The organism is Thiohalophilus thiocyanatoxydans (assembly GCF_004366735.1).
GTDB lineage: Bacteria > Pseudomonadota > Gammaproteobacteria > UBA6429 > Thiohalophilaceae > Thiohalophilus > Thiohalophilus thiocyanatoxydans.
The window spans coordinates 39,047-65,352 of the sequence record NZ_SOQX01000009.1; the positions used below are offsets into that span (position 1 = coordinate 39,047).

At 55.6% G+C, this 26,306-nt stretch carries 24 protein-coding genes and 2 tRNA genes; 11 read left to right on the forward strand and 15 right to left on the reverse strand.

The features are described 5' to 3' along the window. Positions 1-240: 240 nt before the first annotated feature. On the reverse strand, positions 241-894 hold the full coding sequence (gene yrfG, locus EDC23_RS12960) for a GMP/IMP nucleotidase (RefSeq protein WP_134085181.1): 654 nt from the start codon (positions 892-894) through the stop codon (positions 241-243). Between the two features lie 93 nt (positions 895-987). Between yrfG and EDC23_RS12965 the strand changes: the two genes are divergently transcribed. Together EDC23_RS12965 and cysQ are read left to right on the forward strand one after the other, a co-directional pair. Continuing rightward, positions 988-1,683: an alpha/beta hydrolase gene (locus EDC23_RS12965; protein ID WP_208321384.1), complete on the forward strand. Its 696-nt coding sequence runs from the start codon at positions 988-990 to the stop codon at positions 1,681-1,683. Between the two features lie 100 nt (positions 1,684-1,783). After that, complete coding sequence (gene cysQ, locus EDC23_RS12970; RefSeq protein ID WP_134085182.1) at positions 1,784-2,587, forward strand: 3'(2'),5'-bisphosphate nucleotidase CysQ; 804 nt, start codon at positions 1,784-1,786, stop codon at positions 2,585-2,587. On the opposite strand, the gene EDC23_RS12975 is transcribed toward cysQ, so the two are convergent. The 7 genes from EDC23_RS12975 to EDC23_RS13005 all read right to left on the reverse strand — a co-directional run bounded on the left by EDC23_RS12975 (position 2,581) and on the right by EDC23_RS13005 (position 7,660). Further along, positions 2,581-2,784: a hypothetical protein gene (locus EDC23_RS12975; protein WP_134085184.1), complete on the reverse strand. Its 204-nt coding sequence runs from the start codon at positions 2,782-2,784 to the stop codon at positions 2,581-2,583. The two genes, cysQ and EDC23_RS12975, sit on opposite strands and share 7 nt — an antisense overlap. A gap of 146 nt (positions 2,785-2,930) precedes the next feature. Further along, positions 2,931-3,006 (reverse strand) — tRNA-Phe (locus EDC23_RS12980). A 174-nt stretch (positions 3,007-3,180) separates the two neighbouring features. After that, a complete protein-coding gene (locus EDC23_RS12985) occupies positions 3,181-3,453 on the reverse strand; it encodes an oxidative damage protection protein (RefSeq protein WP_134085185.1) in 273 nt (90 codons plus the stop codon). A 20-nt stretch (positions 3,454-3,473) separates the two neighbouring features. After that, positions 3,474-4,559 carry an A/G-specific adenine glycosylase gene (gene mutY, locus EDC23_RS12990; RefSeq protein ID WP_134085186.1) on the reverse strand — a complete coding sequence of 362 codons (1,086 nt, stop codon included), beginning with the start codon at positions 4,557-4,559 and terminating at the stop codon, positions 3,474-3,476. Continuing rightward, entirely contained in the window at positions 4,549-5,079 is a 531-nt protein-coding gene (locus tag EDC23_RS12995) for an SRPBCC family protein (RefSeq protein ID WP_134085187.1), read from the reverse strand. The genes mutY and EDC23_RS12995 overlap by 11 nt, the downstream gene beginning before the upstream one ends. A 28-nt stretch (positions 5,080-5,107) precedes the next feature. Then, on the reverse strand, positions 5,108-7,372 hold the full coding sequence (locus EDC23_RS13000) for an AsmA family protein (protein WP_134085189.1): 2,265 nt from the start codon (positions 7,370-7,372) through the stop codon (positions 5,108-5,110). A 214-nt stretch (positions 7,373-7,586) separates the two neighbouring features. Next, positions 7,587-7,660 (reverse strand) — tRNA-Gly (locus EDC23_RS13005). 320 nt (positions 7,661-7,980) lie between these two features. Here EDC23_RS13005 and thiS point away from each other — a divergent pair. Together thiS and EDC23_RS13015 are read left to right on the forward strand one after the other, a co-directional pair. After that, positions 7,981-8,181, forward strand: coding sequence for a sulfur carrier protein ThiS (thiS, locus tag EDC23_RS13010; protein ID WP_134085190.1), 201 nt, complete (start codon positions 7,981-7,983; stop codon positions 8,179-8,181). 63 nt (positions 8,182-8,244) lie between these two features. Further along, positions 8,245-9,039: a thiazole synthase gene (locus tag EDC23_RS13015; protein ID WP_134085191.1), complete on the forward strand. Its 795-nt coding sequence runs from the start codon at positions 8,245-8,247 to the stop codon at positions 9,037-9,039. Between the two features lie 198 nt (positions 9,040-9,237). Here the strand turns inward: EDC23_RS13015 and plsY are convergent, their stop codons facing one another. Continuing rightward, positions 9,238-9,834 (reverse strand): glycerol-3-phosphate 1-O-acyltransferase PlsY, encoded by a 597-nt coding sequence (gene plsY, locus EDC23_RS13020; RefSeq protein ID WP_134085192.1) that lies wholly within the window; start codon positions 9,832-9,834, stop codon positions 9,238-9,240. Between the two features lie 96 nt (positions 9,835-9,930). On the opposite strand from plsY, the gene folB reads away from it, so the two are divergent. Together folB and folK are read left to right on the forward strand one after the other, a co-directional pair. Next, positions 9,931-10,287: a dihydroneopterin aldolase gene (gene folB, locus EDC23_RS13025; protein WP_134085194.1), complete on the forward strand. Its 357-nt coding sequence runs from the start codon at positions 9,931-9,933 to the stop codon at positions 10,285-10,287. Between the two features lies 1 nt (position 10,288). Next, positions 10,289-10,780, forward strand: coding sequence for a 2-amino-4-hydroxy-6-hydroxymethyldihydropteridine diphosphokinase (gene folK, locus EDC23_RS13030; protein WP_134085195.1), 492 nt, complete (start codon positions 10,289-10,291; stop codon positions 10,778-10,780). Positions 10,781-11,128: 348 nt separating this feature from the next. On the opposite strand, the gene EDC23_RS13035 is transcribed toward folK, so the two are convergent. Beyond that, complete coding sequence (locus tag EDC23_RS13035) at positions 11,129-11,863, reverse strand: pteridine reductase (RefSeq protein ID WP_134085196.1); 735 nt, start codon at positions 11,861-11,863, stop codon at positions 11,129-11,131. Between the two features lie 56 nt (positions 11,864-11,919). Here EDC23_RS13035 and EDC23_RS13040 point away from each other — a divergent pair, with 56 nt between their 5' ends. Genes EDC23_RS13040 through cmoB form a run of 4 tightly spaced genes read left to right on the forward strand, consistent with a single transcriptional unit; the run spans position 11,920 to position 15,683 of the window. Continuing rightward, a complete protein-coding gene (locus EDC23_RS13040; RefSeq protein ID WP_134085197.1) occupies positions 11,920-13,164 on the forward strand; it encodes a class I SAM-dependent methyltransferase in 1,245 nt (414 codons plus the stop codon). A 12-nt stretch (positions 13,165-13,176) separates the two neighbouring features. Then, entirely contained in the window at positions 13,177-13,971 is a 795-nt protein-coding gene (locus EDC23_RS13045; RefSeq protein WP_134085199.1) for an undecaprenyl-diphosphate phosphatase, read from the forward strand. A gap of 6 nt (positions 13,972-13,977) precedes the next feature. Next, positions 13,978-14,712: a carboxy-S-adenosyl-L-methionine synthase CmoA gene (cmoA, locus tag EDC23_RS13050; RefSeq protein ID WP_134085200.1), complete on the forward strand. Its 735-nt coding sequence runs from the start codon at positions 13,978-13,980 to the stop codon at positions 14,710-14,712. Beyond that, on the forward strand, positions 14,709-15,683 hold the full coding sequence (gene cmoB / locus EDC23_RS13055; RefSeq protein ID WP_134085201.1) for a tRNA 5-methoxyuridine(34)/uridine 5-oxyacetic acid(34) synthase CmoB: 975 nt from the start codon (positions 14,709-14,711) through the stop codon (positions 15,681-15,683). Before cmoA ends, cmoB begins: the two co-directional genes overlap by 4 nt. 225 nt (positions 15,684-15,908) lie before the next feature. Here the strand turns inward: cmoB and EDC23_RS13060 are convergent, their stop codons facing one another. After that, a complete protein-coding gene (locus tag EDC23_RS13060; protein ID WP_134085202.1) occupies positions 15,909-16,916 on the reverse strand; it encodes a DUF2235 domain-containing protein in 1,008 nt (335 codons plus the stop codon). 204 nt (positions 16,917-17,120) lie between these two features. Here EDC23_RS13060 and EDC23_RS13065 point away from each other — a divergent pair, with 204 nt between their 5' ends. Then, the gene (locus tag EDC23_RS13065) at positions 17,121-17,690 is read left to right on the forward strand and encodes a cell wall hydrolase (protein ID WP_166668876.1); all 570 of its coding nucleotides are present in this window, start codon (positions 17,121-17,123) and stop codon (positions 17,688-17,690) included. 19 nt (positions 17,691-17,709) lie between these two features. On the opposite strand, the gene EDC23_RS13070 is transcribed toward EDC23_RS13065, so the two are convergent. Genes EDC23_RS13070 through EDC23_RS13085 form a run of 4 tightly spaced genes read right to left on the reverse strand, consistent with a single transcriptional unit; the run spans position 17,710 to position 26,052 of the window. Next, positions 17,710-20,781 carry a bifunctional diguanylate cyclase/phosphodiesterase gene (locus EDC23_RS13070; protein ID WP_134085205.1) on the reverse strand — a complete coding sequence of 1,024 codons (3,072 nt, stop codon included), beginning with the start codon at positions 20,779-20,781 and terminating at the stop codon, positions 17,710-17,712. Positions 20,782-20,799: 18 nt separating this feature from the next. Continuing rightward, positions 20,800-21,120: a circadian clock protein KaiB gene (gene kaiB / locus EDC23_RS13075; RefSeq protein WP_134085206.1), complete on the reverse strand. Its 321-nt coding sequence runs from the start codon at positions 21,118-21,120 to the stop codon at positions 20,800-20,802. 25 nt (positions 21,121-21,145) lie between these two features. Beyond that, positions 21,146-22,573: a circadian clock protein KaiC gene (kaiC, locus tag EDC23_RS13080; RefSeq protein WP_134085207.1), complete on the reverse strand. Its 1,428-nt coding sequence runs from the start codon at positions 22,571-22,573 to the stop codon at positions 21,146-21,148. 20 nt (positions 22,574-22,593) lie between these two features. Beyond that, positions 22,594-26,052 (reverse strand): PAS domain S-box protein, encoded by a 3,459-nt coding sequence (locus tag EDC23_RS13085; protein ID WP_134085208.1) that lies wholly within the window; start codon positions 26,050-26,052, stop codon positions 22,594-22,596. Positions 26,053-26,306 lie beyond the last annotated feature (254 nt).

The window sequence follows — 26,306 nt, forward strand, 5'->3', positions numbered from 1 at the left end:
CGGACTGAGCAACGCGGTGTCCGGCAATCCGATAGAGATGCCTGGTGCCAGGGGTTTTGTTGCGACTGATTTTATATCTCCCCTCCCCCGCATCAAGTGCGGGACGGGCTCTGGCCTGTATGCCCTCGAGGGCCCCCGGGAAGGGCAGGGAATGATCTTGCTACTGGCACGATCCGTTCCCCCTCCCACAGGGAGGGGGCCAGGGGGAGGGGATATAAAAAACCTCGTTACTCGTCCCTGTTATTTCGGGAAGATGTCGCTGAAGCAGCGCACGGCCTCGAACTCCTCGACATCCTTGGGCGGCAGCTGGCTGTCCGGGTGTTTTACCGCCAGCAGGTGGCCGATCCCGTATTCCCGGGCGGAACGCAAGACCGGCAGGCTGTCGTCGATCAACAGGGTGCGGGCGTTATCGTAAGGCAGGCGGGCGTGCAGCCGGTGCCAGAACGCCTGCTCCTCCTTGGGTGTGCCGAACTCGTGGGAGCAGACGACATGCTCGATATGGTTGTGCAGGGCGGTGCGTTCGAACTTGAGTTCCATGCTTTTGGGATGGGCGTTGGTGACCAGCACGCTGGTTTTGCCATGCTGCCGTAGCTGATCGAGAAACTCGGTCACATAGGGGTGGACGGCAATCAGGTGTTCGATCTCCGCCTTGAGGGCGGCGATATCCATCCCCAGGGTCTCGCTCCAGTAATCGACGCAGTACCAGTTGAGTGTGCCCTCGATACGACGAAAAACCGGGTAGAGCGCCTGCTTGGCGGCCTCCAGCTCCATGGCGTGGTGCTGGGCATAGCGGCGCGGCACATGCTCGGTCCAGAAATAGGTATCGAAGTTCAGATCCAGCAGGGTGCCGTCCATATCCAGCAAAACGGTGTCAATATTATTCCAGTCGAGCATCGGCGTATCGGGGGTCGGGTTTGTGGCGGCTAACGTACCGGATTGCGCGATTTTGATCTAGGCTTGAAATCAGGGCAGAACCTGGAGGCGGTTATGAGCAAGTTCAATAAACTGATCCTGGGCGGGCTGATGGTACTGGCTGCCGCGCCGCTGGTTGCCCAGCAGCCGACCAGTGAGGAGCTGGAGCGCTGGTTTGAAAGCGATGACCCCCATCCGCCCGGTCAGTCGGCGGCGAATGTCAATGAAGGCAATCTGGTCTTTCTCCAGCAGCCTCCCGGCAAGCCGGTGCATCACCATCACAACAAGCTGGTTATCAATGAACTGAGTCTGGCGACCGGCTGGGTCTGGTTGCAGCAGTGCCATGACAACATGGATGAGTTCGGTCGGGTTCAGGTTCTGTTCAAGAAGGGGCGCGTCCGGGACCTCGCGATTACCCGCGCCGAGAATATCGGTGAAAGCTGGGTCGAGGGGAACAGTGTGCAGTTACGCGATGTCCAGGCCGGCGCGCAGTTGTGTGTTTCCGGCTGGACCCGGGCGCTGGAGAGCCGCGAAGGCGGTCGCTATACCATGCAAAACGGGCCGTTCATGCGCAAGTTCCTGGATGGCTATTATCCCATGCGGGTCAGCATGGATATCGACTACAGCGGAACCGGTCTGCAGCTGGTCTCGGTATCCCCTCAAAAGCAGAAAGGGTTTGAGGTCGATGAACGTGCCGATAGTGTCAGTTTTGATGCCTGGTTCGAAGGGCGGCTGAATACCGAGTTGATGTTCCGGGTGGCGATTAACTGACGCATTGCGGTGCGGTATATGACGACAGGTGCGTGGAGTTGCCCGGAGAATACTGGCACAATACGCGCCTGCATTCGGCCGCCCAGGTGTTCGCGCACCCATGAGTCACCAGCAACTGAAAACCCTTATCGATCCTGTGAAAAAGATTGCCTATGAAGCCGGCCGGCGAATCATGGGGATCTACGAACAGGGGTTCTCGGTGGAGGAGAAGGCGGACAGCACGCCGCTGACCGAAGCGGATATGGCGGCCCATGAGGCGGTCGAAGCCGGCCTCAGAGCATTGACGCCGCAGTTGCCGATTCTCTCCGAGGAGTCAAAGCCGATGAGCTTTGCTGAACGGGCCGACTGGCCGACGTACTGGCTGGTGGATCCGCTGGACGGGACCCGTGAGTTCATCAAGCGCAACGGCGAGTTCACCGTGAATATCGCGCTGATTGACGACCACGAGCCGATCCTCGGTGTGGTATACGCCCCGGTGATCGGCAGTCTTTATTATGCGGCCCACGGTCTGGGTGCCTACAAGCGCAGCGGCCTGGATGAACCAGAACAGATCCGGGTGAGGGAACATTGCCCTGATAAAATGATCATCGCCGGCAGCCGCTCGCATCAGACGCCCGAGTTCAAGAACTTCATCGCCCAGCTCGATAATTACGAAATCATCAGCATGGGCAGCGCGCTCAAATCCTGCCTGGTGGCCGAAGGCACGGCCGATCTGTATGCCCGTCTCGGGCCGACGTCCGAATGGGATACCGCCGCGGCCCAGGTTATTGTGGAGGAGGCCGGCGGGCAGATGACCGACACCCACATGCAGCCGTTGCGCTACAACACCAAGGAAGAGCTGCTCAATCCCCACTTTCTGGTCTTCGGCGATCGCTCGATCGACTGGGCGGAGTATCTTCAGTGATAATGGCGGCTGTCGTACACCGCCATGATGGCCTTGAGTTCCTCTAACACTTGCTCTTGTTCGAACCGGTTCAGGCTGGCCAGTTCAGGCACAGCGTCGCCGGTCTCCATCTGCTCGATCACCTCGCGCACCGCGGTGCATCCCTGATTACAGAGGTGATCGAGATACTGGCTGAGCTTGGGATCATCGATGGTCATAGGCGGGAGTCGTCAAAGCTCCGTGGATCCATGGGTGGTTTCTAGATTCTAGCAGCCAGAGCCTAGTTACCTTGTGGCGAGGCGTCCCCCGATCCTGATGCGTTGCTACGGACTTCGGGTTGATAACCGGATTGTGTTCGGGAAAATGGTGGCCGGGGACAGAATCGAACTGCCGACACGGGGATTTTCAATCCCCTGCTCTACCGACTGAGCTACCCGGCCTATAAACAGTGACGAGTTACGAGGGACGAGTAACGAGTAAAACCGGGTTGTGCCGCCACAGTTTGGTTTTTGTGAGGAACTTCAGTGTAGTGCCTCGTCACTCGTCCCTTGGCCCTTGCGTAGGGGCAAGAGCCGCGTATTTAACGTGAAAAGCGACCCCGGCGTCAAGTCGAATCAGGCGGAGGGCGGGACGTAGCCTTCGGGGGTGTCGGCGCCTTCGCCGAAGAGGAACTTCTCCATTTGCGCCTCCAGCATTTTGCGGTGCTCGGGATCCATGGGGCTGAGGCGGTATTCGTTGATCAGCATGGTCTGGTGCTGGATCCACATCTGCCAGGCCTCCTTGGAGACATTCTCGAAAATACGCTTGCCCAGTTCGCCCGGATAGGGGGGCATGTCCAGCCCTTCGGCCTCTTTGTCGAGTTTTACGCAATGCACCATACGGGCCATGAAAGTCTCCTTCGCTTGGACTATTGGTCGGATTCGGTTGCCAGCTGTTGCAACAGGGCCTTGATCGGTGCGGGCAGGCCCCGCGCGTCAGGCCGGCGTGTGTTATACCAGACTCTTTTACTCGGTTCCATCATCCGCGTGGGGGCCCCCCGGATCGCGCCGCACAGCGGCTGGATGTCGAGATGAAAGTGGCTGAAGGTGTGACGCAACGGGGCCTGCGGGGTCAGCTCCTCCGTCTCCAGGCCGAGCTGGCTGGCGCACCACTGCTGTGGCGGGGTGTCCGGCGGGCACTCGGGAAAGCTCCACAGCCCGCCCCAGATGCCCGCCGGCGGGCGCTGCTCCAGCAGCACCTCGCCGGCGGCGTTTTGCAGGATCAGCATGGTGGTCTGGCGCACCGGCAGGGCCTTGCGCGGTTTGCGGCCGGGGTAGTCGTGGGGATTGCCCTGCCGGCGGGCCTGGCAGCCGTCGGCCAGCGGGCAGCCCGGGCAGTCGGGCTGGCGGCGCCGGCAGACGGTCGCGCCCAGATCCATGATCGCCTGGGTATAGTCCCGCACCCGCCGGCCCGGGGTGGCGGCCTCGGCCAGTTCCCAGAGGCGCCGCTCCACCGCCTTTTCGCCCGGCCAGCCATCGACGGCATGGTAGCGGGCGAGCACCCGTTTGGCATTGCCGTCGAGAATGGCAAAGCGTTGATCCCGGGCCTGGGCCAGAATCGCCCCGGCGGTGGAGCGGCCGATCCCGGGCAGGGCGAGCACTTGCTCGAAATCGGCCGGAAAATCGCCGGCGTGCTGATCCCGGATCTGTTGCGCCGCCCTGTGCAGATTGCGCGCCCGGGCGTAGTAACCCAGCCCGGTCCACAGGTGCAGCACCTCGTCCAGCTCGGCGTCGGCCAGCGAGCGGATAGCCGGGAAGCGGGCCATGAAGCGTTCGAAATAGGGAATCACCGTGGCTACCTGGGTCTGTTGCAGCATGATCTCGGAGATCCAGACCCGGTAGGCACTGCGATCCTTCTGCCAGGGGAGATCGTGGCGACCGCACTGGTCGAACCAGGCGAGCAGACGCTGGTCGAAGCGGGCGGGTTGCTGCGTGGGGTGGTTGTCAGGGGACATCGGGGGCGCGTTGTTCCAGGTTGTTGATCAAAGTGGTGCTCTCGTTGAGCAGTTTGTGTTTGAAGATGGCCGTACCGATCAGCGGCGGCACCCAGAAACGCGGCTGCAGATCGGCGCTGAGGGTGACACGGGTGCCGTGCCCGGCCGGCGCAATATGCCACAGGGTGCGCCCCGAGTGAAAATCGCTCTGTTGGGGATCGTCGATCAGGCGGATATAGCCCTGGCCCAGGGAAGTGGCGATCTGTACCTGGGTGACCCGGCGGCAGAATACCAGCACACAGCCTTCGCTGATCACCTCCACCCGCTGCCGCTCTCCCTGTGTGTCGATCACCCGGCTGCTGACGATCACCTCGCTTAGCCTGTGCAGCTGATCGTAGTCGGTAAGTTGCCGGTAAACCGCGTTCGTCGGTACGTCGATCTGCATTTGCAGGTGGATTAGAAAATGATCGCCGTCACGGCGCACCTGCGAGTGCAGTATCTCCCCCGCATGCAGGGCGGCGGGACACAGGCAGGCCACCACCAGCGCCCCGAACCAGCGGCAGGCTAAATTAGTTGAACAGCTTCTTGAGTGCGTCGCCAGCCTTCTCCTCCAGCTTCTTTTCAATCTTCTCTTTTTCCTGCTCGATTTTTTCGTCGGCTTTCTTTTTCACTTCGGCCCGGGCTTCGGCTTCCGCCTTGTCCAGCGCCTTGCGGCTCTCGGCACGCAGGTAGTCGCTGAAGTCCGGTTGCGGGGTCAGGCTGTCGAGCGGCCCCTTGAAGTGAATCTTGAACGGCGTCTTGTCCATCTGTTCATAGCGCTTGCCCTCGGCCACTTCGCCCTTGGAGGTCAGTTTGATAAAGGCGGTGTAGTCACTGTACAGGCGGACCAGGTCGAAGCTGCCTTCGCCGCGGATGCGTCCGAAGGGCAGGCGTGCCCGCAGATCGTTGTTGCGCGCCAGGCCGTTTTTGATCTGCAGCGTACCGGTCACCTCGGATAAGTAACTGGCGTTGTCCGCCTGCGGATTCTTGATGCTGGCGAACTGCTGTTGGATCTTGTCCAGGCGGGTTTTGGCTTCCACCAGGTTGGCGGCGTCGGTGACCGCCTTGAGGTCGTTGTCGATCTCGTTGACCACGTTTTGCAGTTGCGCCATGTCGATGCCTTTCACCTCGGCTTCCTGGACAGCAAACCGGCTGTTGCCGCTCAGGGTCTTGCGAATAGCCTCGGGATCGTTCCCCCGTGCGCTCAGCTCGAGCGAAAGATCGGTGCGACCGCGCAGTTTGTCATCGCCCCACAGATCCTTGAGCAGGGGCCCGATCTGCACCCCGGCCAGGGTTTCATTCAGCGTCAGGCGCGGGGTGTCGTCGCGGACATCCAGGGTAATGTCGCCACTGTAACTGCCCTCGTACAGTTGCGCCCCCAGCGGGTGCAGGCGAACCCGACCATCCCGGGCGCGCGTGCTGATCCGGATCGCGCGTGAGTGCAGGTTCATGGCCTTGAGCCGCTCGATGCGCAAGGTGCCTTCGATGTCCAGGGGGCGAATGGCTTCGACCGGGATCATGCCCGTGGAGGCCGCCGCGGCAGTGGCCGGTGTGGCGGGGACGGCCTGGCTGTCGGATGCGGACTTGTCGGCAGGCGGGGCCGCCTCGCCGGCGTCGGGCGGCGGCAGGTAACGGTCCACGTCGATTTGATCGAGGGTCAACGCATAGGTGATCGCGGGCTGGCTGAAGTCGCTGATCGCCAGTTCGCCGCTGAGCTCACTTTCATCGAACTGTACAAACAGCTCCGGGATAGTGACCTGCTGGAGATCGCCGTTGATAGCGGCATTCAGCTGCGCTGTTTGCAGTGCCTGCTCGTCAGCCATCGGCGGCAGTTCGATCTGCAGTTGTTGCAGTAGCATTCTGGGAGAGAACGGTTCCACTGCCACGCTGGCTTGATAAGTGGGCGCCTGCAGAATCCGGCTGGCCTCGATGTCCGTTTGCATTTGTACGTCGAATGTCTCCAGCGAGAGGGCCTCGGCCGTGGCCGTTTGGCGGGCCAGATCCAGCTGGATCCGCGGCCCGCTCAGCCGGATGTCGGCCTGATCGCCGGGGATCAGGGGGCTTTTCATGTCGACATGAAATTGCAGCTTCTCGGCCAGTAACTGTTGTTGTTCCAGGTGGGCGGTGAGCTGCAGCGAGAGGCGGCCGCTGGCATCAAACTGCGGCTCGCGGCTTTGCAGACGAAAGTCGGCGCTGAGTGGAATGGGGGTGGCCAGGGCGATGCGGCCAAGGGTCAGATTGAGCGGATCCAGTTCAATGTATTGCCCGCTGGTTTGATCGTCCCAGATCACCCGCGCCTGGCGCATTTCCACGCCCGCCACGGCCAGCGCCGCAAGCGGCGAGGGGCCACCGCTCTCCGGCGCCGCGTCAGGCGCCTGGCTTTGTGGCGCCGGTTGCAGCAGATCGTCCCAGTTACTGACGCCTTCAGCATTGCGTTGCAGGGTCACATCCAGCCCGTTCAGGATAATCTGACCGACTTCCAGCTCGGCGAACAGCAAGGGCCAGAGCCGGACCCGCACCTCGACCTGTTCCACCGCGGCAAAGGTCTCGGGTTCGAAACCGGGCGCATTGGCCAGCCGGGTTTCGCCCAGTTCCACGCCCAGCCAGGGAAAGAAACTCCAGCTGATATCGCCGGCAATGTTCAGTTCCCGCCCGGTCTGCGCCTCGACCGTGTCGCTGATCGTCTCTTTATAGTCGTTGGGATCGATCACCAGGGTGACCACCGCAATACTGGCCAGCACCAGTAACACCAGTGCCGCCACTATGATCAAAAAGATTTTCAAAATCGATTTCATGGATTGTCCTGTCACTCTGCGAACGGGCTAACGTATTGTATTAAGTATGAGTGTATTACAGGGGTAAACCGCTGTCTGTTGGTTAGTGCGCCGAAAACGGGGCTGAGGGGGTCGCGACACCGAGCGGGCGATCCGTGATCCCGGGTGGGATTCGGCGAGTCACAGGCGCTGAGGGGGCCGGTTCGATGCCCGGCAGGACGGGGCGGCCTGAAAGTGGAGCGGGTGATGGGAATCGAACCCACATTAGAAGCTTGGGAAGCTCCGGTTCTACCATTGAACTACACCCGCGGGCTCGCGCTATTCTAGCGCGAGCAGGGGCGAGGTACTAGGGACGAGTGACGAGGAAAACCCGGACCCGGGTTGCTTATCGGTTCAGCCTTGTTCCTGTAGGAGCGCTTTACAAGCGCGATGGTCAGAGGCAGGGCTTGTTGCTGCGGCAAGGGCCTTCCACGAGTCTTTCGGGCAGCGCCGGATACGCGCCCCTGGCGCTTTTTCGACCGGGCTCCCTTGATCCTGACGAAGTCTGCCCGCAACTGGTAAGATAGCGAGCTTTAGCGTGGCGGCGGCCGCGTTTCCCTTACTTTTATCTGGTGTTTGGCGGCAGGATTATGCAGATCATCGTCAATGGCGAGCAGAAACAGATTGAGCCGGGTCTGACGGCGGCGGCGCTGGTCGAGCAGATGGGCCTCGGCGGGCGGCGTATCGCCATGGAGGTGAATCAGGAGATCCTGCCGCGCAGCCGCTATGGGGAGCACGCCTTTACCGACGGCGATCGGGTCGAAATCGTCCACGCCGTGGGCGGTGGTTGATCTGCCGGGCCGCCCGGCAGGGTATAATCCACTTTTTCACCCGCCCGATTTTCAGGAATGAGCATGAGCAGCAGTAAACAGGACACCCCGTTGACCATTGCCGGCAAGGAATACCGTTCCCGGCTGCTGGTGGGCAGCGGCAAATACAAAGATCTGGAAGAGACCCGCCTGGCCACCGAGGCCTCCGGCGCCGAGATCGTTACCGTGGCGGTACGCCGCAGCAACATCGGCCAGAACCCGGACGAGCCGAACCTGCTCGACGCCATCCCGACGGATAAATACACCATCCTGCCCAACACCGCCGGCTGCTATACCGCCGACGACGCGGTGCGCACCTGCCGCCTGGCCCGCGAGCTGCTGGACGGCCACAACCTGGTCAAACTGGAAGTACTGGGCGACGAGAAGACTTTGTTCCCCGATGTGCAGCAGACCCTCAAGGCGGCCGAGACCCTGATCCAGGACGGCTTCAAGGTGATGGTCTATACCACCGACGATCTGATTATCGCCAAAGAGCTTGAAGCCATGGGCTGCGTGGCGGTGATGCCGCTGGCCGCACCCATCGGCTCGGGGCTGGGGATCCGCAATCCCTATAACATCCGCTTTATCATCGAGGAGCTGAGCGTACCGGTACTGGTGGACGCCGGAGTCGGGACCGCCTCCGATGCGGCGGTGGCGATGGAGCTGGGTTGCGACGGGGTGCTGATGAACACCGCCATCGCCGGCGCGCAGAATCCGGTGCTGATGGCCTCGGCCATGAAAAAGGCGATCGAGGCGGGCCGGGAGGCCTACCTGGCCGGGCGCATGCCGCGCAAGCAGTACGCCAGTGCCTCGTCGCCGCTGGATGGGACCTTTTTCTAGGCCGCCTCTGAATCAAAGGGTCATTGCGAGGAACAAAGTGACGAAGCAATCTCTAGCCGATTGATTTGTCTTCATCAGATTGCCACGCGAAGTTTATGCCCGTCAGGGTGCTCGCAATGACCTGGAACCGCCCTTAAGAATACGTGAGACATTGGACATTGTTCCATCTGGTTGGCGCGAGCCATTGTATGAGCCAGGTCAGCTTTTCCCGATCAGGCTCTCTTCCCCTTTGACCAGCCGGGCAATGTTACTGCGGTGGCGCCAGAAGGAGAGCACCACCATGGCGAGGGTGGCGAGGATCAGTGCCCACTGCGCGCCTGCAAACAGCCAGACAAAGAGCGGTGCCAGCGCCATGGCCACCAGCGCCGAGAGCGAGGAGATTTTCAGCCCCTTGGCGATAAACAGCCAGGTGGCCGCGGTGGCCAGACCGGCCCAGAGATTAAACCCGAACAGCACCCCCAGCAGGGTCGCCACCCCCTTGCCGCCCCTGAACTGGAAAAACACCGGATACAGATGGCCGACAAAGGCCGCGAAGCCAACCAGTCCCAGCACCGGCGGGCTGACCTGAAGAGTGACCGCCAGCAGGACCGGCAGCAGCCCCTTGAGCATATCGCCCAGCAGGGTGACGGCGGCGGCTTTCCTGCTGCCCAGACGCAGCACATTGGTGGCGCCGGGATTGCCCGAGCCCTGGCCGCGCGGGTCGGGCAGGCCCGCCAGCTTGCAGACGATGATGGCCGATGAGAGCGAGCCGAGCAGATAGGCGCCCGCGATGAGCGTGTAATCGATGATATCCATGGACAAATTATCCCCCCACTGGAGGCCGAATTATAGAGGGATTGGCGCAAGCCGTGTATAGTTGGGCGCCAGTTGATCAGGCAAAGTTGTACGATTATGGATATTGTTTATCTCAACGATCTGCGCATTGATACCGTCATCGGTATCTATGACTGGGAGCGGCGCATCAAGCAGACCGTGGTGCTGGATCTGGAAATGGGCGCCGACATTCGCCAGGCGGCCGCCAGCGATCACATCGACGACACGCTCAACTACAAGGCGGTGGCCAAACGGATCATCGGCTTTGTGGAAGAGAGCGAATACCAGCTGGTGGAGACTCTGGCGGAAAAGGTCGCCGAAATCATTCTGGGCGAATTCAACGTGCCCTGGGTGCGGATCCGGCTTAACAAGCAGGGCGCGGTGCGCGGCGCGCGTGACGTGGGCGTGATCATCGAGCGCGGCACGCAGGCCTGACATGGCCCAGATCTACATCAGCATCGGCAGCAATATCGACGCGGAACACAACATCCGCGGCGCGGTCCATGCGCTGAGAGAGCAGTACGGCGAACTGACCCTCTCCAGCGTCTATGAAAGCGCCTCGGTCGGCTTCGAGGGTGACAACTTTCTCAACCTGGTTGTCGGGTTGAAAACGGATCAGCCCGTTCAACAGGTCCTTGATACCCTGCACGATATCGAAAACCAATACGGACGCAAACGCACTGGCCCGCGTTTTTCATCCAGAACCCTGGACCTGGATCTGCTGCTGTACGACGATCTGGATCTGCATGATCAGGGCATCGACCTCCCGCGCGAGGAGATCACCCATAACGCCTTCGTCCTGCAACCCCTGGCCGAGATCGCCCCGGACCTCCGGCATCCCCAGCAACAGCTGAGCATGGCCCAACTGTGGCAACAATTCGACAAGGCCAGCCAGTCACTCTGGCCGATTCCTTTCGTATGGGAATAAAGAGCTTTACCACGAAGGCGCGAAGACACGAAGTATTAAATACTGAAAATCAACACTATGAAACTGCCTTGTTTGCATCGTGGCCTGGTTTTTTGAACGGGGATCAAGAGCTTAACCACGAAGTCGCGAAGACACGAAGTGTTACTACTGAATAAAACAACATCCTGAAAAAGCTTTCGCTTTTCTTCGCGTCTTCGTGCCTTCGTGGTGAATCATTACCACGAAGACGCGAAGTGTTAGCACTGAGTAAAACAAGCACTGAAAAGATTTGTTTTTCTTGGTGTCTTGGTGGTTTTTAAATAATTCGTTGTTTACTTCGAGTCTTCGCGCCTTCGTGGTGAATCAATTTTATGAATTCAGCGAGCGCCCGCCATCGACGGCGAGGATCTGGCCGGTCATGTAGTCGGCGTCGCGGATGAGATAGAGAATCGCTTTGGCAATGTCGTCCGGACTGCCGCGGCGTTTGAGGAAGGTACGCGAGATAATTTTTTCCTTGTCCTCATCTTCCAGGTTTTCCGGCCACAGGATGGCGCCGGGGGCGACGCCGTTGACGCGGATCTCGGGGCCGAGTTCGGCGGCCAGGGCCTTGGTCATCATGCCCAGTGACGCCTTGGCCATGCTGTAGAGGGGAAAGTTGCGCAGCGGCCGTTCGGCGTGGATGTCGACGATGTTGACGATGCAGCCCTGCTGCTCTTGCAGATACGGCGCCGCCGCCTGGCTCAGGAAAAACGGCGCCTTGACGTTGGATCCCATCAGGTCGTCCCACTGCGCAATACTGGCCGACTCGACGGGAGTGGGATAAAAGGTCGAGGCGTTGTTGATCAGCACATCCAGTCGCCCCCAGACCTGCGCGGCCTGTTTGGCCAGTTGCCGCAGCTCGTTGGTGTGGTGCAGATCGGCCTGTGCCAGCACGACCGAATCGGCGCGCTGGTGTTCCAGTTCCAGTTGCAGTTGTTCTGCCGCCTCGCGCGAGTGGCGATAATGCAGCACGATGTTCATGCCCTGCTCGTGCAGCAGGCGTGCGGTCGTGGCGCCGATCCGGTGGGCCGCGCCGGTAATCAAAACCACCTTGTGTTCAGACATGCTGTGTTATCCTTCGGTTTTCGCCACCAGCCGTACACTTTAAACGTAATCAGCCGATGAATACAGCGGATCCCCATTCCGGGCGCGGAGCGCCGAGCGAGCGCTTTCCCCGGCGCCTGCGCCAGCGTCAGGCGGCTCTGGCCGACTGGCCCGAGCCCGATGCGACGGCACGCCAGCACAGTCTGCGTCTGATCGAGGCGATCCGCGAACAGATCGCCGCCGCCGGCGGTGCGATCCCCTTCCATGACTACATGCAGGCGGCCCTGTATACACCGGGACTGGGTTACTACGCTGCCGGCAGCAGCAAGTTCGGCGCCGCCGGCGATTTTGTCACCGCGCCGGAGATTTCGTCTTTATTTGCTGAATGTCTCGCCGAAGCCCTGTCGCCTGTATTGAATAGTCGGCCTGACTGGGATCTGCTGGAAGCGGGGGCCGGCAGCGGCATCCTGGCCGCGCGGTTGTTACAGGAGTGGCAGGCACAGGATTGTCTGCCGCGACACTATTATATACTGGAGCTGAGCGGCGATCTGCGCGAACGCCAGCAGCAACAGATCGCACAACACTGTCCTGAACTGCTGCCCCGGGTGCAGTGGCTGCAAGGCTGGCCAGATGATTTTAACGGCATCGTGCTGGCCAACGAGTTGCTGGACGCGATGCCCGTGCACCGGGTTCACAAACGCGCGGGCCAGTGGTACGAGCAGACGGTCGGGTTCGAGCAGGATGGTTTCGTTAGCGGCGAACAGCCGTCGGTCAACGAGGCATTGCAATGCCAGCTGGCGGCTATCGAAGAGCCGCAGCCGTTACCCGATGATTATCTGAGCGAAATCAATCTTGATGCGGCGCAGTGGATCGAGTCGCTCGGCGAACAGATGCAACAGGGCATCGTGTTGTTGCTCGATTACGGCTATCCGCGCCACGAGTATTACCATCCCCAGCGCCAGCGCGGCACGCTCATGTGCCACTATCGCCATCGTGCCCACGACGATCCCTTCGTCTATCCGGGATTGCAGGATATCACCGCGCATGTGGATTTTACCCATGTGGCGGACAGCGCCCTGGCCGCCGGGTTTGGCGTGGCGGGCTATACCACCCAGGCCCACTTTCTGCTGGATGCCGGTCTGATGCAGCGTCTCGAACAGCATGGCGGTGATGAAGCCGACTATCTGCAATGTGCCGGCGAAGTCAGGCGCCTGACCCTGCCGCAGGAGATGGGCGAGATCTTCAAGGTGATGTTGCTCAATAAAGGCAGCGAAGTATTGCCGAAAGGCTTCGGCGGGCGTGATTTACGCCATCAATTATAACGAGAACCACGCATGTTGCTGATACAGATTATTATTCTGGCGATTATCCAGGGGCTGACCGAGTTTCTGCCCATCTCCAGTTCCGCGCATCTGATCCTGGTGCCGCAGCTGAGCGACTGGCCCGATCAGGGGCTGGCGTTTGATGTGGCGGTGCATGTCGGCACCCTCTCTGCGGTGGTCTGGTATTTCCGTTGTGAGGTGATCACCATGGCGCGTGACTGGGGCAGTTCCTGTGTACAGCGCCAGCAGACGGGTGAGAGCCGCCTGGCCTGGGCGGTGATCCTGGGCAGTATTCCGGTGGCGGTCTTCGGTCTGCTGCTGCATGATCTGGTCGATACCACCTTGCGCTCGCCGCTGGTCATCGCCTGGGCGACCATTGGTTTCGGCTTGCTGTTGTGGCTGGCCGATGTGATCGGCCGCCGGGTGCGTGACGAACACCGCCTCGGCTGGAAAGATGTGGTGGTGATCGGCCTGGCCCAGGCCGTGGCCCTGATCCCCGGTACCTCGCGCTCGGGGATCACCATGACCGCCGGCTTGTTAATGGGCCTGACCCGCACTGCCGCGGCACGATTCTCCTTTTTATTGTCTATCCCGGCGATCCTCATGGCCGGGGCCTACAAAACCCTGAAGCTGATTGAGCAGGGTAGTGTGGAGTGGTTGCCGCTGTTACTCGGCGCGGTGATCTCGGCGTTCACTGCGTATCTGTGTATTCACTGGTTTTTGAAGCTGCTGGATCGCATCGGCATGCTGCCCTTTGTCATCTACCGGCTGTTGCTGGGCGCCGGTCTGTTATACGTCTTTATGTAAGCGATTATGAACGACAAACCCCGCGATAACATCTATGCCACGCCGCAATCGATGATTGTGGACTTTGCCTTTGATGAGAAAGTGGCCGGGGTGTTTCCGGATATGATCCGCCGCTCGGTGCCCGGTTATGAGACCGTGATCACCCTGCTGGGATTGCTGGCGGAAGGTTACGCACAACCCGACAGCCGAATCTATGATTTTGGCAGTTCCCTGGGCGCGGCCACGCTCTCCATGCGCAACCGGGTCGCGCATGACAGTTGCCGCATTATCGCGGTGGACAATTCCACCGCCATGACCGAACGCTGTCGCCAGATACTGGCACAGGACGACTCGCCGGTTGAGGTGGATGTGATCTGCGCCGATATTCGCGACATCAAGGTGGAGCGGGCCTCGCTGGTGGTGCTCAACTTTACCTTGCAGTTTATTCCGGCCGATGAACGTCAGGCGCTGCTGGATCATATTTACGCCGGCCTGCTGCCCGGCAGTGCACTGGTATTGTCGGAAAAACTCGCGTTCGAGAAGAATAGCGAACAGCAGTTTCAGACCGACATGCACCTGGCGTTTAAAAAAGCCAACGGCTACAGCGAACTGGAGATCAGCCAGAAACGCACCGCGCTGGAGAAGGTGCTGATTCCCGACAGCTTCGAGACACATCGCAAACGTTTGCAACAGGCCGGTTTCAAAGATGTCTACCAATGGTTTCAATGTTTTAACTTTGTCTCCCTGCTGGCCGTCAAATGAACGATTATTCCGGTTTGTACCAACGTATAGCGAATACTCCGCTGGCCGATTGGACACAACAATTGCCGGAACAGATCGAAAAAGGTCTGGATGCGAAACGTTACGGGGATCTGCCCAAATGGCAGGCCGCCGTGGACGCCATGCCGAAGGTGCAACCGGTCAGTTGCGACTTCACTCAAGACGCTGTGCGCATCGGCGATGGCAGCGAGCTGAATGATGAGCAGCGGGAGGCGTTAAAGCAGCAGCTAAAACAACTGCATCCCTGGCGCAAGGGACCCTTCGAGCTGTTCGGTATCCACATCGATACCGAATGGCACTCTGACTGGAAGTGGGACCGATTAAAAGATCACATTAGCCCGCTCGCCGGACGAACGGTGCTGGATGTGGGTTGCGGCAACGGCTATCACTGCTGGCGTATGCGAGGTGCCGGCGCCGAACTGGTGATCGGCGTCGATCCCACTCCGCTGTTTACCCTGCAGTATGAAGTCATGCACCGCTATGCCGGCGACCAGGGGGTGTATGTACTGCCGCTGGGGATCAACGCTGTGCCGGAAAAACCGGGCGCCTTCGATACTGTCTTCTCCATGGGGGTGTTGTATCACCGTCGCTCGCCTCTCGACCATCTTTTGCAACTGCGTGACTGCCTCGCCTCCGGCGGCGAGCTGGTGCTGGAAACCCTGATCGTTGACGGCGACGAGAATACGGCTCTGTTTCCCGAAGACCGCTATGCGCGCATGGGCAATGTCTGGTTCCTGCCCTCGGTGCCCATGCTCGAGCGCTGGCTGCGCCGCTGTCGCTTCAGCAACATCCGCACGGTCGATGTGACGACTACCACGATAGAAGAACAACGGGCCACCGACTGGATGACCTTCCAGTCCCTGGCCGACTTTCTCGACCCCGCCGATCACAGCAAGTCAATCGAAGGTTATCCGGCCCCAAGGCGGGCGATCATCATTGCACAGAAAGCCTGAATATTCCGGCCGGACCAGTAGCGAGAATGTCTGGTAGCGCTGCGTGCAACCTGACCTACGGTTAAATGCGGGGATTTTACAAAAAAGCCGTAGGTCACGCTGGCGACAGCCTGCGTGACACCTGTCTGACAGGCTGGGTGTCTGAATACCCCAAACACATTGACAATGAATAAACGGGATCTCTGCAAGATCATTGCTGTCTGACTCAACACGAAGGCAGGGATCTCAGCTTCGTATAACATTCTTCGGCTGGTAGTCGCACCGCTCACAATCCATTCTCTGATATACCGTATCGTCGATAATCTGGTTACAGATATGCTCGCGACGGGTATCGCGGATATGCGGTTTGATCCAGGAGCTGATATAGAGCTTGCCGCGGGATTCGTGCAGCCTGTCCTTGTAGTCGGGTTCGACGGTGCGTTCGATATACTCCTCGTCCAGTTGCACGCCCGGCAGATGTTCACATAATTTGCCAAGCATCCAGTCAAGAGTGATGTCGGACAGCCCCTTCTCCTTGTAGCTGCCGCCGATGTTCGAGTGCACGCCGGCAAACCAGCGCTGTTCCACGACTTGCTCCTCGCTGAGGTTGCTGGCTTGCCACAGTGTCGGGCTGAAGGAGCGCCGCTTCTCGTCGACGGCCACGGCATGAAAGGCGTGTTTCACGTGCGGCGAGAGTTTTGTGTCGTGGAATTTGTACATCCAGGCGGTGGCCCAGTTGAGTGATTTCAACGGAATCCCCAGCGCGCCAACTGTGTCCCAGACGCCGAGAAAGTGCACGTCCCGGTCAACATGACTGTAGCGTTCGCGGTAGGCTTCGATTTTTGCCGGGTCGGTATCGTGGCTGCGATACATCGCATACGTCTTTTCGATCTTGCTGATGTACTTTTTGCGCAGAATGCCGAATTGACCAATCAGTCCTGCCAGGCTGCGAGCGGTATAGGCGCCGCGGCTGAAGCCGAACAACACCAGTCTGTCGCCGGGCTGGTAGTGTTCCACGACGAATCGATAGGCCTCCTGGACGTTCTTGAACAGACCGTGACCGAAGGCTCCGCCGGTGATCCTGTCCAGCCAGTTGCGGGTGCCGACTCCTTCGTCATACCAGGTCAGTTGTTCCGGGGTACTGAGGATGAGGCGCGCCATTTTGGCCACGTTGCTGGGGGAGGTGACACCGTCGTCTTTTTGGTCGGCGGTATTCCAGGTACCGTCAGTACAGATAAAGAGTATTTTGCCCATCCGTGAGAGACCTTTTTTTTATAAAGTGTAAAAATCTACTCCCCGTCCGGGACGAAATCAAGTGCCCGGTATTGCCCCTCAGCAGAGTCGCGGCACGCGTGACTACCGACCAGGCTGTGGTTTGTGGCACATTCTAGCCTGCCACTTTTCACATATCACAATACTGCCGGCTATACTCGCACTATGTACCGGGTACTTGAAAAAATGCGTGAACTGACCTGGCCGTCGACCTGGTATGGCTGGCGGCTGGGTTTGCAGTCGTGGTGGTACACGCGCGACAAGTCCCGGCTGACTTTGATGAGTATTGTGTTCGCTGTCCTGCTGGCAATGCCGCTGGGTATTCACGGGCTGATCAGCCACGCGCAGGACAGCAAGCAGGCCCTCTACGATCTACGTTGCCTGACGCAGAACATCTACCATGAAGCACGTGGGGAATCGGCAGCCGGTCAGTACGCGGTGGCGGAAGTCACTCTGAACCGCGTGGCCTCGCGCCATTTCCCGGATACGATATGCAAGGTTGTCCACGAACAGCGCTGGGACAGTATACGCAAGCGCCATGTCGGCGCCTTCTCATGGACCGAACTGGAGCTCAAGGCGGATGCCGGGGATCCGGCGTACAAAACTGCGCGCAAGATCGCGGAGGATGTTTATTACCAACGTAACGAACCGCGGGTGGAAGATGCCTTGTTCTATCATGCAACATATATTCGCCCCAGCTGGGCACGTACCAAGACGAAAGTCGCCAGCATCGGGCAGCATATATTCTATAAATGAATCGAATTTCAGGTGAATATTAACTGGAATATATCAGGGTAAGTTTATTTGTTTCTGAGTCAGAGAGTAATTTCCAAATATCGCCAGCGGGAAGAGGTTTGCTAAACAGATAACCCTGGATGTGATCACAGCCATGGGAGCGCAAAAAATCAAGCTGTGCTGTATCTTCAACACCTTCCGCTATGACCTCCATGCCAAGACTGTGCCCAAGACTGATGATGGCCTGGGCAATGATAGCATCGCCAGGATCGTTCATTATATCCTGAACAAAACTTTTATCAATCTTGAGTTGGTTGACGGGTAATCGTTTGACATAGGCTAATGATGAGTAACCTGTACCAAAATCATCAATGGAAAGATGTACACCCAGGCTATTTATCCGGTTTAGGGTATTGATAATATTTTCCTGGTCTTCCATTAGCATACTTTCAGTTATTTCAAGTTCAAGAAGGCCTGGTTCAAAACCGGTCTCTGTTAGAATATTTTCGAGTTTTTCTACCAACTGCGATTGTTTTAATTCTCTGACGGAAAGATTGATTGAGAGTTTAATAGGATCTATTCCAGTGGCCTGCCATTTTTTCAGTTGCAGAGTGGCGGTTCGTGTAACCCAACCCCCGATGCGAAGAATTTGACCACTGTTTTCTGCTATTGGTATGAACTCAAGTGGCGATATCATGCCGAAATCTGGATGGTTCCAGCGTAACAACGCTTCCAGTCCTGATATTTTACCCGTGATCAGAGAGACCTGTGGTTGATAATAAATATCGAGCTGCTGGTTATCGATCGCAAAGCGAATATCTTTTTCAAGTTTGAGTGTACGAGCAGTAATGGTTTGGAGTTCAGTGCTATAAAAAAAGTAATTATTCCCTCCAAGGCGCTTCGCATGATACATGGCAATATCAGCATACCTGGAAAGGGTGTCAAAATCATCACCATCATCCGGGTATATGGTGATGCCTGTTGACAGGGTTGCTGTCATTTCATAGTTGTTGATGTTGTATGGCTTGGAAATTTCCGTTTGAATCTTTTCTGCGACATGTGCAGAGCCATCGGCGTTAGTATCAGGCAATAATATAATAAACTCATCGCCGCCTTGGCGAGAAATCGTGTCCTGGTTACGGAGTAAGGATGACAGGCGTTGTGCTACTTCTGTTAGAAGAAGATCGCCAACCTTGTGACCAAGGCTGTCATTGATATTCTTGAAATTATCGAGATCGCAATAGAGTATCGCTATTTTCTTATTCTGACGTTGTGCCTGGGAGATGGCGTACTCGACATGTTCACTGAGTAACACCCTGTTTGGGAGCTTGGTCAAGGGATCGTAGTGAGCGAGCCACTGTATATGTTGTTCATATTCCTTGCGTTGAGTTATGTCCTCAAAAATCCCAATATAAACAGTAGCATTATATTCCGGGTCATGGGTTTGTATAATACTGAGCCATTCAGGGTAAATCGAACCGTCCTTACGTCGGTTCCATATTTCGCCTTCCCAATATCCCTGAGAAGAGATTGTTTCCCACATGTTATGATAGAAATCAGATTTATGTTGACCGGAGGAAAGAACGTTTGGAGTTATTCCAAGCACCTCCTCTTCAGGATAGCCAGTGATACTGGTGAATGCCTTGTTAACCATGATTATATTGTTGTTTTTATCGGTGATAACAATTCCTTCTCGGCTGTTCTCAAAAACATGCGCGGAAAGTCTGACTTTTGATTCTTGCGCCTTTCTCTCGGTGACGTCGGTAAGAAATCCATGCCAAAGAACAGAGCCGTCGGATTGTTTATCCGGAGTAGCGTTAGCATTGAACCAGCGTATGTTTCCGTTTTTATCTATTGAGCGCCATTCGTTTCTCCAGATACTCAGTTCACTGGCAGAGGTTTTTATAGATATATTTATCCTGGCCAAATCGTCAGGATGAATTGATTCAAAAACAGGGGATGCGTCCAGGTGAACAGATTCAGGATCTATTCCGAGGAGCGATGAAATCGCATCGCTCACATACGGCATTCTATGGCTGCCATCGGGAAATAACTGGTACTCGTAAATCATTCCAGGAAGGCGGCTGGCAATATTTTTAAGACGTTTCTCTGATTGTTTGACGTCTTCAACCACATTTAACAACGCGCGCCGTGATCGTTTCGCAATTTGTAGTTGTTGTTGCAGCTGATCATTGGCCTTAACGGCATCGCGCTCAGTATTTTTTATATGTGTAATATCAGTCAAGCTTATAACGCTGCCGATAATATCATTGTAAGAATCAATATCTCGTATGTAACTTGAACCGACTAGCAGGTCGAAATGCCTTGTTTTACCTCGCAAAGACAGTTCAAGTTGGCCACTTACAGTGTTATCAAGTATGTCTTTGAGCTGATACAAGTTGTCGTTTTTATCTATAAGCTGAAATATGGCATCGAATGACAGGCCGGTTGGTTCGGTTTCACTCAGACGTCTGGAGGTCGCATTGGATCTAAGGATTATTCCTGAAGAATCGCATACAACAATTGCCTCGGTGACTTGTTCAAGAATCGTGCGCGTAAGCTTCTCGTCAGCTGCGATTGCCTTGTTACGTTTCTGTTCGCTCAGATCAGTAACAATAATGCTAAGTGTGTAGTCGCTGTTTTCGTTGCTGTTCTTGCCTATAGTAAGATATGCCGGAATTGGACTTCCCGTATTGCTCCGCAATGAGTATTCATGACGAACAGTGCCACTATAATAATCTGCCATGTTACGCAGTGTGTTATCTAAATAATCACGTTCATCAGGAAAAATCCAATTGTCGATAGCCGTGCCTATAATTTTATGTAAGGGAGATTGTAGTATCTTGGCTATATATTGGTTGGCATAAAGGATAATATTCTGATCAGAAATAATCAGGGCGCCTTCACCCATTTCTTCAATAAGCTTGCGATATATACTTTCTTCATCCAATAATGAAACAACATATGATTGCTCCTCTCGGGTTTGTAATATGGCATCAACCTCACCTTTTCGTATGGAGTTGATTAGTTGTTCATATTCGGCAAGTTTATCCCGTAACCGCTGATTCTCAGTTAAGAGTGATGCCTTGGTATGCTTTTTTGATGAGGACATATGTGTTAAGAGCGTAAGCTATCGATGTTTGATATCCAGCCCGACAAGGACCTTGTCAGTGTCGGAGAGATCGCCGATGATACGCCTGATGGGTTCGGGAACCTGTTTGATCAGCGTTGGAACTGCTATGATTTGATCTCCCTCGGCAAGTTGTGGTTGCTGATAGAGATCAATGACTTCCAGTGCATAACGCTCGTTGAGATATTCCTCACAGATCTCCTTGAGATTCTTTATCGCCAGAAGGGATTTCGGAGTCTGACCCGCGACATACAGGCGAAGCAAATAATGATCTGGTTGCATGGAATTCGGGGTGGCCGTATTGTCTGATGAATGATTCATGATCTGCATTCTCGATGTCAGTAAGTTACGTACTTGAGGCGTCTGAGTTGATGATCACTCCCTGGTCGGTTATGTGATAGTCATGTATTGCATTGGAATGGCTCATTCCGCGTGATTTGATGATGGTTACCGTATGAGACCGTGATTTTTCGAGCTCGGTATTTCTCAGTAGTAGCCAGGTATCCATTAACGACGAGATACCGATTTCGGTCTGTTCCTCATTTTCTCCACCCTGGGTAAGGCTGTTGCAAAAAGCGGTGATGCCCTCCGTCTTCAGATAGTCCAGCAATCGCGCGAGCATGACTTTGATAGCGCCGGTGTCGCCTCCGGTGATAAAACTGTTTAAGGGATCAATGACCACGGTTTGAGGTTCGAATTCCCTGACAACTTCCAGTATGCCAAGGAGATGAGCCTCAAGGCCGGCAGCTGTCGGTCGTACGGCATGAATCTGGAGTAACCCCTTGTCCAACCAGTGCCCAAGATCGATACCTATGGAGGCCATATTGCGGCAAATCTGTGCGGGGGATTCTTCATAGGCGAAATACAGGACCTTCTCCCCACGTTTTACCGAAACCTGAGCCAAATGTGCCGCGAAGCTTGATTTTCCAGATCCAGCTGTACCGGAGGCGAGGATACTGCTGCCACGATAGTAACCCTTGCCACCAAGCATCTCGTCCAGTCCCGTGATACCGGTGGTAATGCGCTCTTCCAGGGCTGCGTGGAGAAGCGTCAGCGAGGTTACCGGCAGGATTGAAATGCCCTGTTTACCGATCAGGAAGGGGTACTCATTGGTCCCGTGACTAGAGCCCCGGTATTTGACCACCCGCAGGCGACGGGAGGAAAGCTGGTTCTGAACCCGGTGGTCAAGAGCAATAACACAATCCGAGACATATTCCTCGATTCCGTGTCGTGTCAGTGTGTGTTCGCCGGCTTCGGCCGTCACAATCGCTGTGACATCTTTTTGTTTCAGCCAGCTGAACAGGCGCCGGAGTTCGGACCGCAGACGTCTGGGATCCGGTAGCTGGGCAAACAGTACATCAATGGTATCCAGAACCACGCGCTTGGCACCAATTTTGTCGATGGCCGCGCCCAGCCGGATAAATAACCCTTCCAGGTCATAATCGCCGCCTTGTTCGAGCTGTGTGCCCTGCAGATCCACGTGGTCGATGTAAAGCTGTTTATTATTTATAAGCTCCGGCAAGTCATAACCCAGAGAACTGACATTGACCGCCAGGTCCTCTCCAACCTCCTCAAACGAGATAAATACGCCCGGTTCGCCGCGCTCCAGCGCTCCTTTTACCAGGAATTGCATTCCCAGCAGGGTTTTTCCGCAGCCGGCATTCCCGCAAACCAGAGTCGGTCTGTTGCTTGGCAGGCCACCGTCGGTTATTTCGTCCAGGCCTGTAATGCCTGTGGGGATTTTTTTCAGATGCAGATAGTGTGTCGATTGCATAATATAACTCGTTGTTGGTTTTAAATGTTGCTTTCCTGATCGTCAAGGTTGGTGTAACGGGGCGCTTGCTGATGCTTTTGCAACAGGGCATTGACTTCCCGTTTGAGTTCTATGATCCGTTCCTCCCGACCAATCGTAGCTGCAAACCAGCGGTTAAGTTCCTCGACCTGCTCTTGCAATTGTGCTTCCCTGGCTTTTTGTTCGGTGAGGTCCATAATCGTGCCAGTCATACGAATGGGTTTTCTCTCGTTATCACGGCTGATGATACCCCGTATGAGGGTTGGCACATAATGTCCGTCCTTGTGTTGAAAGCGACATTCAACCGATTCGTGATCGTGCATGGGTTGCCGGGTACGATAAAGGGCTTGTTCAACCTGTGAGATATCCTCTGGATGAGCCAGGCGGCGCCACAGTTCGGAATTAACAGATAATTCATTAACCTCATAGCCAAGCATGTACCACCACTGGGGTGAATAGTAGAGCTCGTTGTTGACAAAATCCCAGTCCCAGGGAGCATCAGTGGAGCCCTGGATGACAAGATCCAGGCGCTGCTGAGTCTTTTGTCGTTCTGTTTCGCGATCTATGTTCTCCAGTGCAAAGGTGATATCCAGGGCCATCTCCTGCAACAGGTCCTGAGTGGTTGCATCAAAGCTGTTGGCCTGCTCCGAATAGAGGTTGAAATTGCCATACAGTTTGCCATTGCGCCATACCGGCAGGCTGGCGGAGGCGGCAAATCCAAAGGCTTCTGCCTGTTCATGCCAGGGTGCTGAAATTGGTTCATGTAAAAAATCCTGGCACCAGTAAGGGCGGTTCTCACGCAGCGCGGTTGCGGTTGGGCCCTGGCCACCAGGGCTTTGCGGATCGAGCGAGAGCAAAATTTCATCCAGGTACTCGGTCCCCTCACCCGCGCTGGCGATCGGCGTGAGTGTTCGGGTATGCTGGTTAAGGGTGCCGATCCAGGCCATTTTATAGCCACCATACTCAACGGCATTATGGCAAATCCGTTCCAGCAGATCGCTCTCTTGCTGAATTCGAACAATTGCCTGATTGGTCTGGCTCAGCGTGGCATAAAGTCTGGATAGATGTGCAACCTGAGCGGCAGCCTTCTCACGCTCGGTTATGTCATGGGCAATACCCAGGACCCCGACAAGTTCCCCATGCTTGTCGAACATGGGCGTTTTGGTGGTTTCAAAAATACCCTGGTAACCATTGCTTGAAAAGGTGAGCTGTTCCTCGTTTTGAAGTGGCTTGTTGGAAGCTAGGGCTTTTCGATCATGTTCACGGAAAAAATCAGCCAATTGCCGATTAACGAAGTCATAATCTGTTTTACCAATTATGTCTGCCTCGCTGGCTCCGAAGAACTGCTCAAACATAGGGTTGCATCGGAGGTAGATACCGTCAGTGTCTTTGAGCCAGATCAGGTCCGGAATAGTCTGGAACAGGGTTTGTAAACGCAGTTGACTGGCTTCGAGCTCTTCCTGCGCGGCGCGTATGTCAGTAATGTCTTCACCAGATGAGAGGAAGCCGGTAATATTGCCCTTTTCGTCATACAATGTTGAATTGTGCCAGGCGATGAGCCGTTCTTCACCGTTATGGCTTACAACTCTGTTTTCTGCATATTCAGTGGTTTCAAGATCACCGTGCATCAGTTTGTTGAATACGCCTTTGGCATATACATGTACCGACTCGGGCAGGCAATGCTCGAACCAGTCCTTGCCGAGTAACTCATCTTCGCTGTAAGCGAGAACTTTCTGTGCCTTGCGGTTGAGCATGCGGATGCGGCCGCCAGTGTCGAGCGAAACCAGCATGGTGCCAGCTATGTCGAGATAGTGTTGAGCCTGATGATGAGCCGTCTCAAGCGCGAGCTCAATCTTTTTACGGTCGTCAATGTCCTGGACCATACCGATAAAGTAGTCGACTTCACCATCCGCGCCACGAATAGCCTTAACCTCAAGATAGCCATAAATGATGCTGCCATCCTTTCGGATATAGCGTTTGTCCAGTTTATATCCATCACTTTCATTGCGTATAACCTTATCGAATTCAATATGCTCCTGGTCCAGATCATCCGGGAGAGTCATCTCCTCCCAGGTCAATTTTTCAAGTTCAACCCGGCTATAACCCAGAATCTCACAGAGTCGATCATTGAAACGCAACAAACGCCTGGATTGAGGTGACGCGGTACAAATACCAACAAACGGCATATCGTGAAAAAGCTGTAGAAGATTATCGGCTTTGCTACGTTCGACCTGTAAAGTCAAATTGTGTAGCCAGTACTGCTGACGCCATACCATAAACAGACTGATGCCGATGGTCAGCAAAGCGAACAGACTGACCAGGGTGACCCAGTAGATCAGCTCATAAAGGGGTTGCATCACTTCTTTTCGATCGATCTTGGCGATCAGTTGCCAGTCGGTGTTGGCTACAGGATGCGTTGCGGCAAACACAGGAACATCCCGGTAGTCGATACCGTGGTATCTGCCAGGTTCCTGTTGTCGTAGTGCCAGGGCTGACGGCAGGTCGGTATCAAGCAGGTCTCTGCTCAGATCAAGGGCGGGAGACTGACTGAATCTTGGGCGGCTTAGAAACTGTACCTTGCCATTCTCTTCGCGCACCAGTAACGTTTCATCGGTTTTGTTGCCAAGTGACAGGCGTTGTACATAAGGGAAGATGAAATCCATGAGCGGCATATGAAGAAGTAAAAAGCCGACGCGCTGTGGATTGTCACCGGGTAAAATCAGCGGTGTGATAAAATCGAGGTGCAACTCGCCCTGTTCATCGCGATAGATAGACTGGCGTATGGATTGCGTTTCTTGATTTGTAGCTGGCGCGTTCCAGTGAGTATGTTCAACATCACGGGGTTTGCCAATGTGCAGCACGGGTTCTTTATCAGGATGTAGCAGGGTAACGGAGTCGTAACCGTAGGCATTGCGGAAGGCATTTAGTCGTGCTTCAAGTTCTTGTCGGGCGACATCACTGTTTTGTATCAGCCTCTGTGCCTTGCTGATAAAGTCATGATCCTGACTCAACATACGGGTGTCGTTGTGTCGTTCCTTGAACCAGTTTTCTATTTGCGTCGCTTTCAGCTCCGCGATGGCTTCCCTTTCCTGAAAAGCCGCTTGCTCGAGACGGGGTTTTTCGATGAAAGTAATGAACGTTACAATCAATGGTATCAGCAGCAGGATAGAGATAAACAGAAGAAGTAGCCGGCGAGGGGACGAAGTCGATATCTTCTCAATATTCACCGATTTCGGTGGTTGTTGCTTTCTGAGTGCCAGGTAAAGCAATCCGCTGGTGATGATGACAAAAACGATGCCCTTGAACAGTTCAAATTTCCAGATGAGTTGGGGATCCTGGATATTCATGCGGAACAGGTAGGAGGTCAGTAATATCCAGAGTGCAGCGAGAACCGCATAATAAATGACAATAGCCAGCGGGCTTTTGGCCGGGTGACTCATCTTGTCATTTAGAGGGGACATTATTAACTCGAATATCCATAAAATTGTTAACCTACAAAGTAGAAATAAGACCCTGTAAATATCAAGTATATTACTCACAGTCGCTGTAAGTAAATCTTAGTGCATTAGCGCCAGAACAATGTCGATCTTGAGTCAAGTCGTGCTTATTAAACGTTTGATTGACATCGAAAATGTGCTTAAGACGGGAAGGACGATCTTATACCGGGTGTGAGAAATTTGTTTAGCGCCGGGGATATCAGGTCCCGATAAATCCC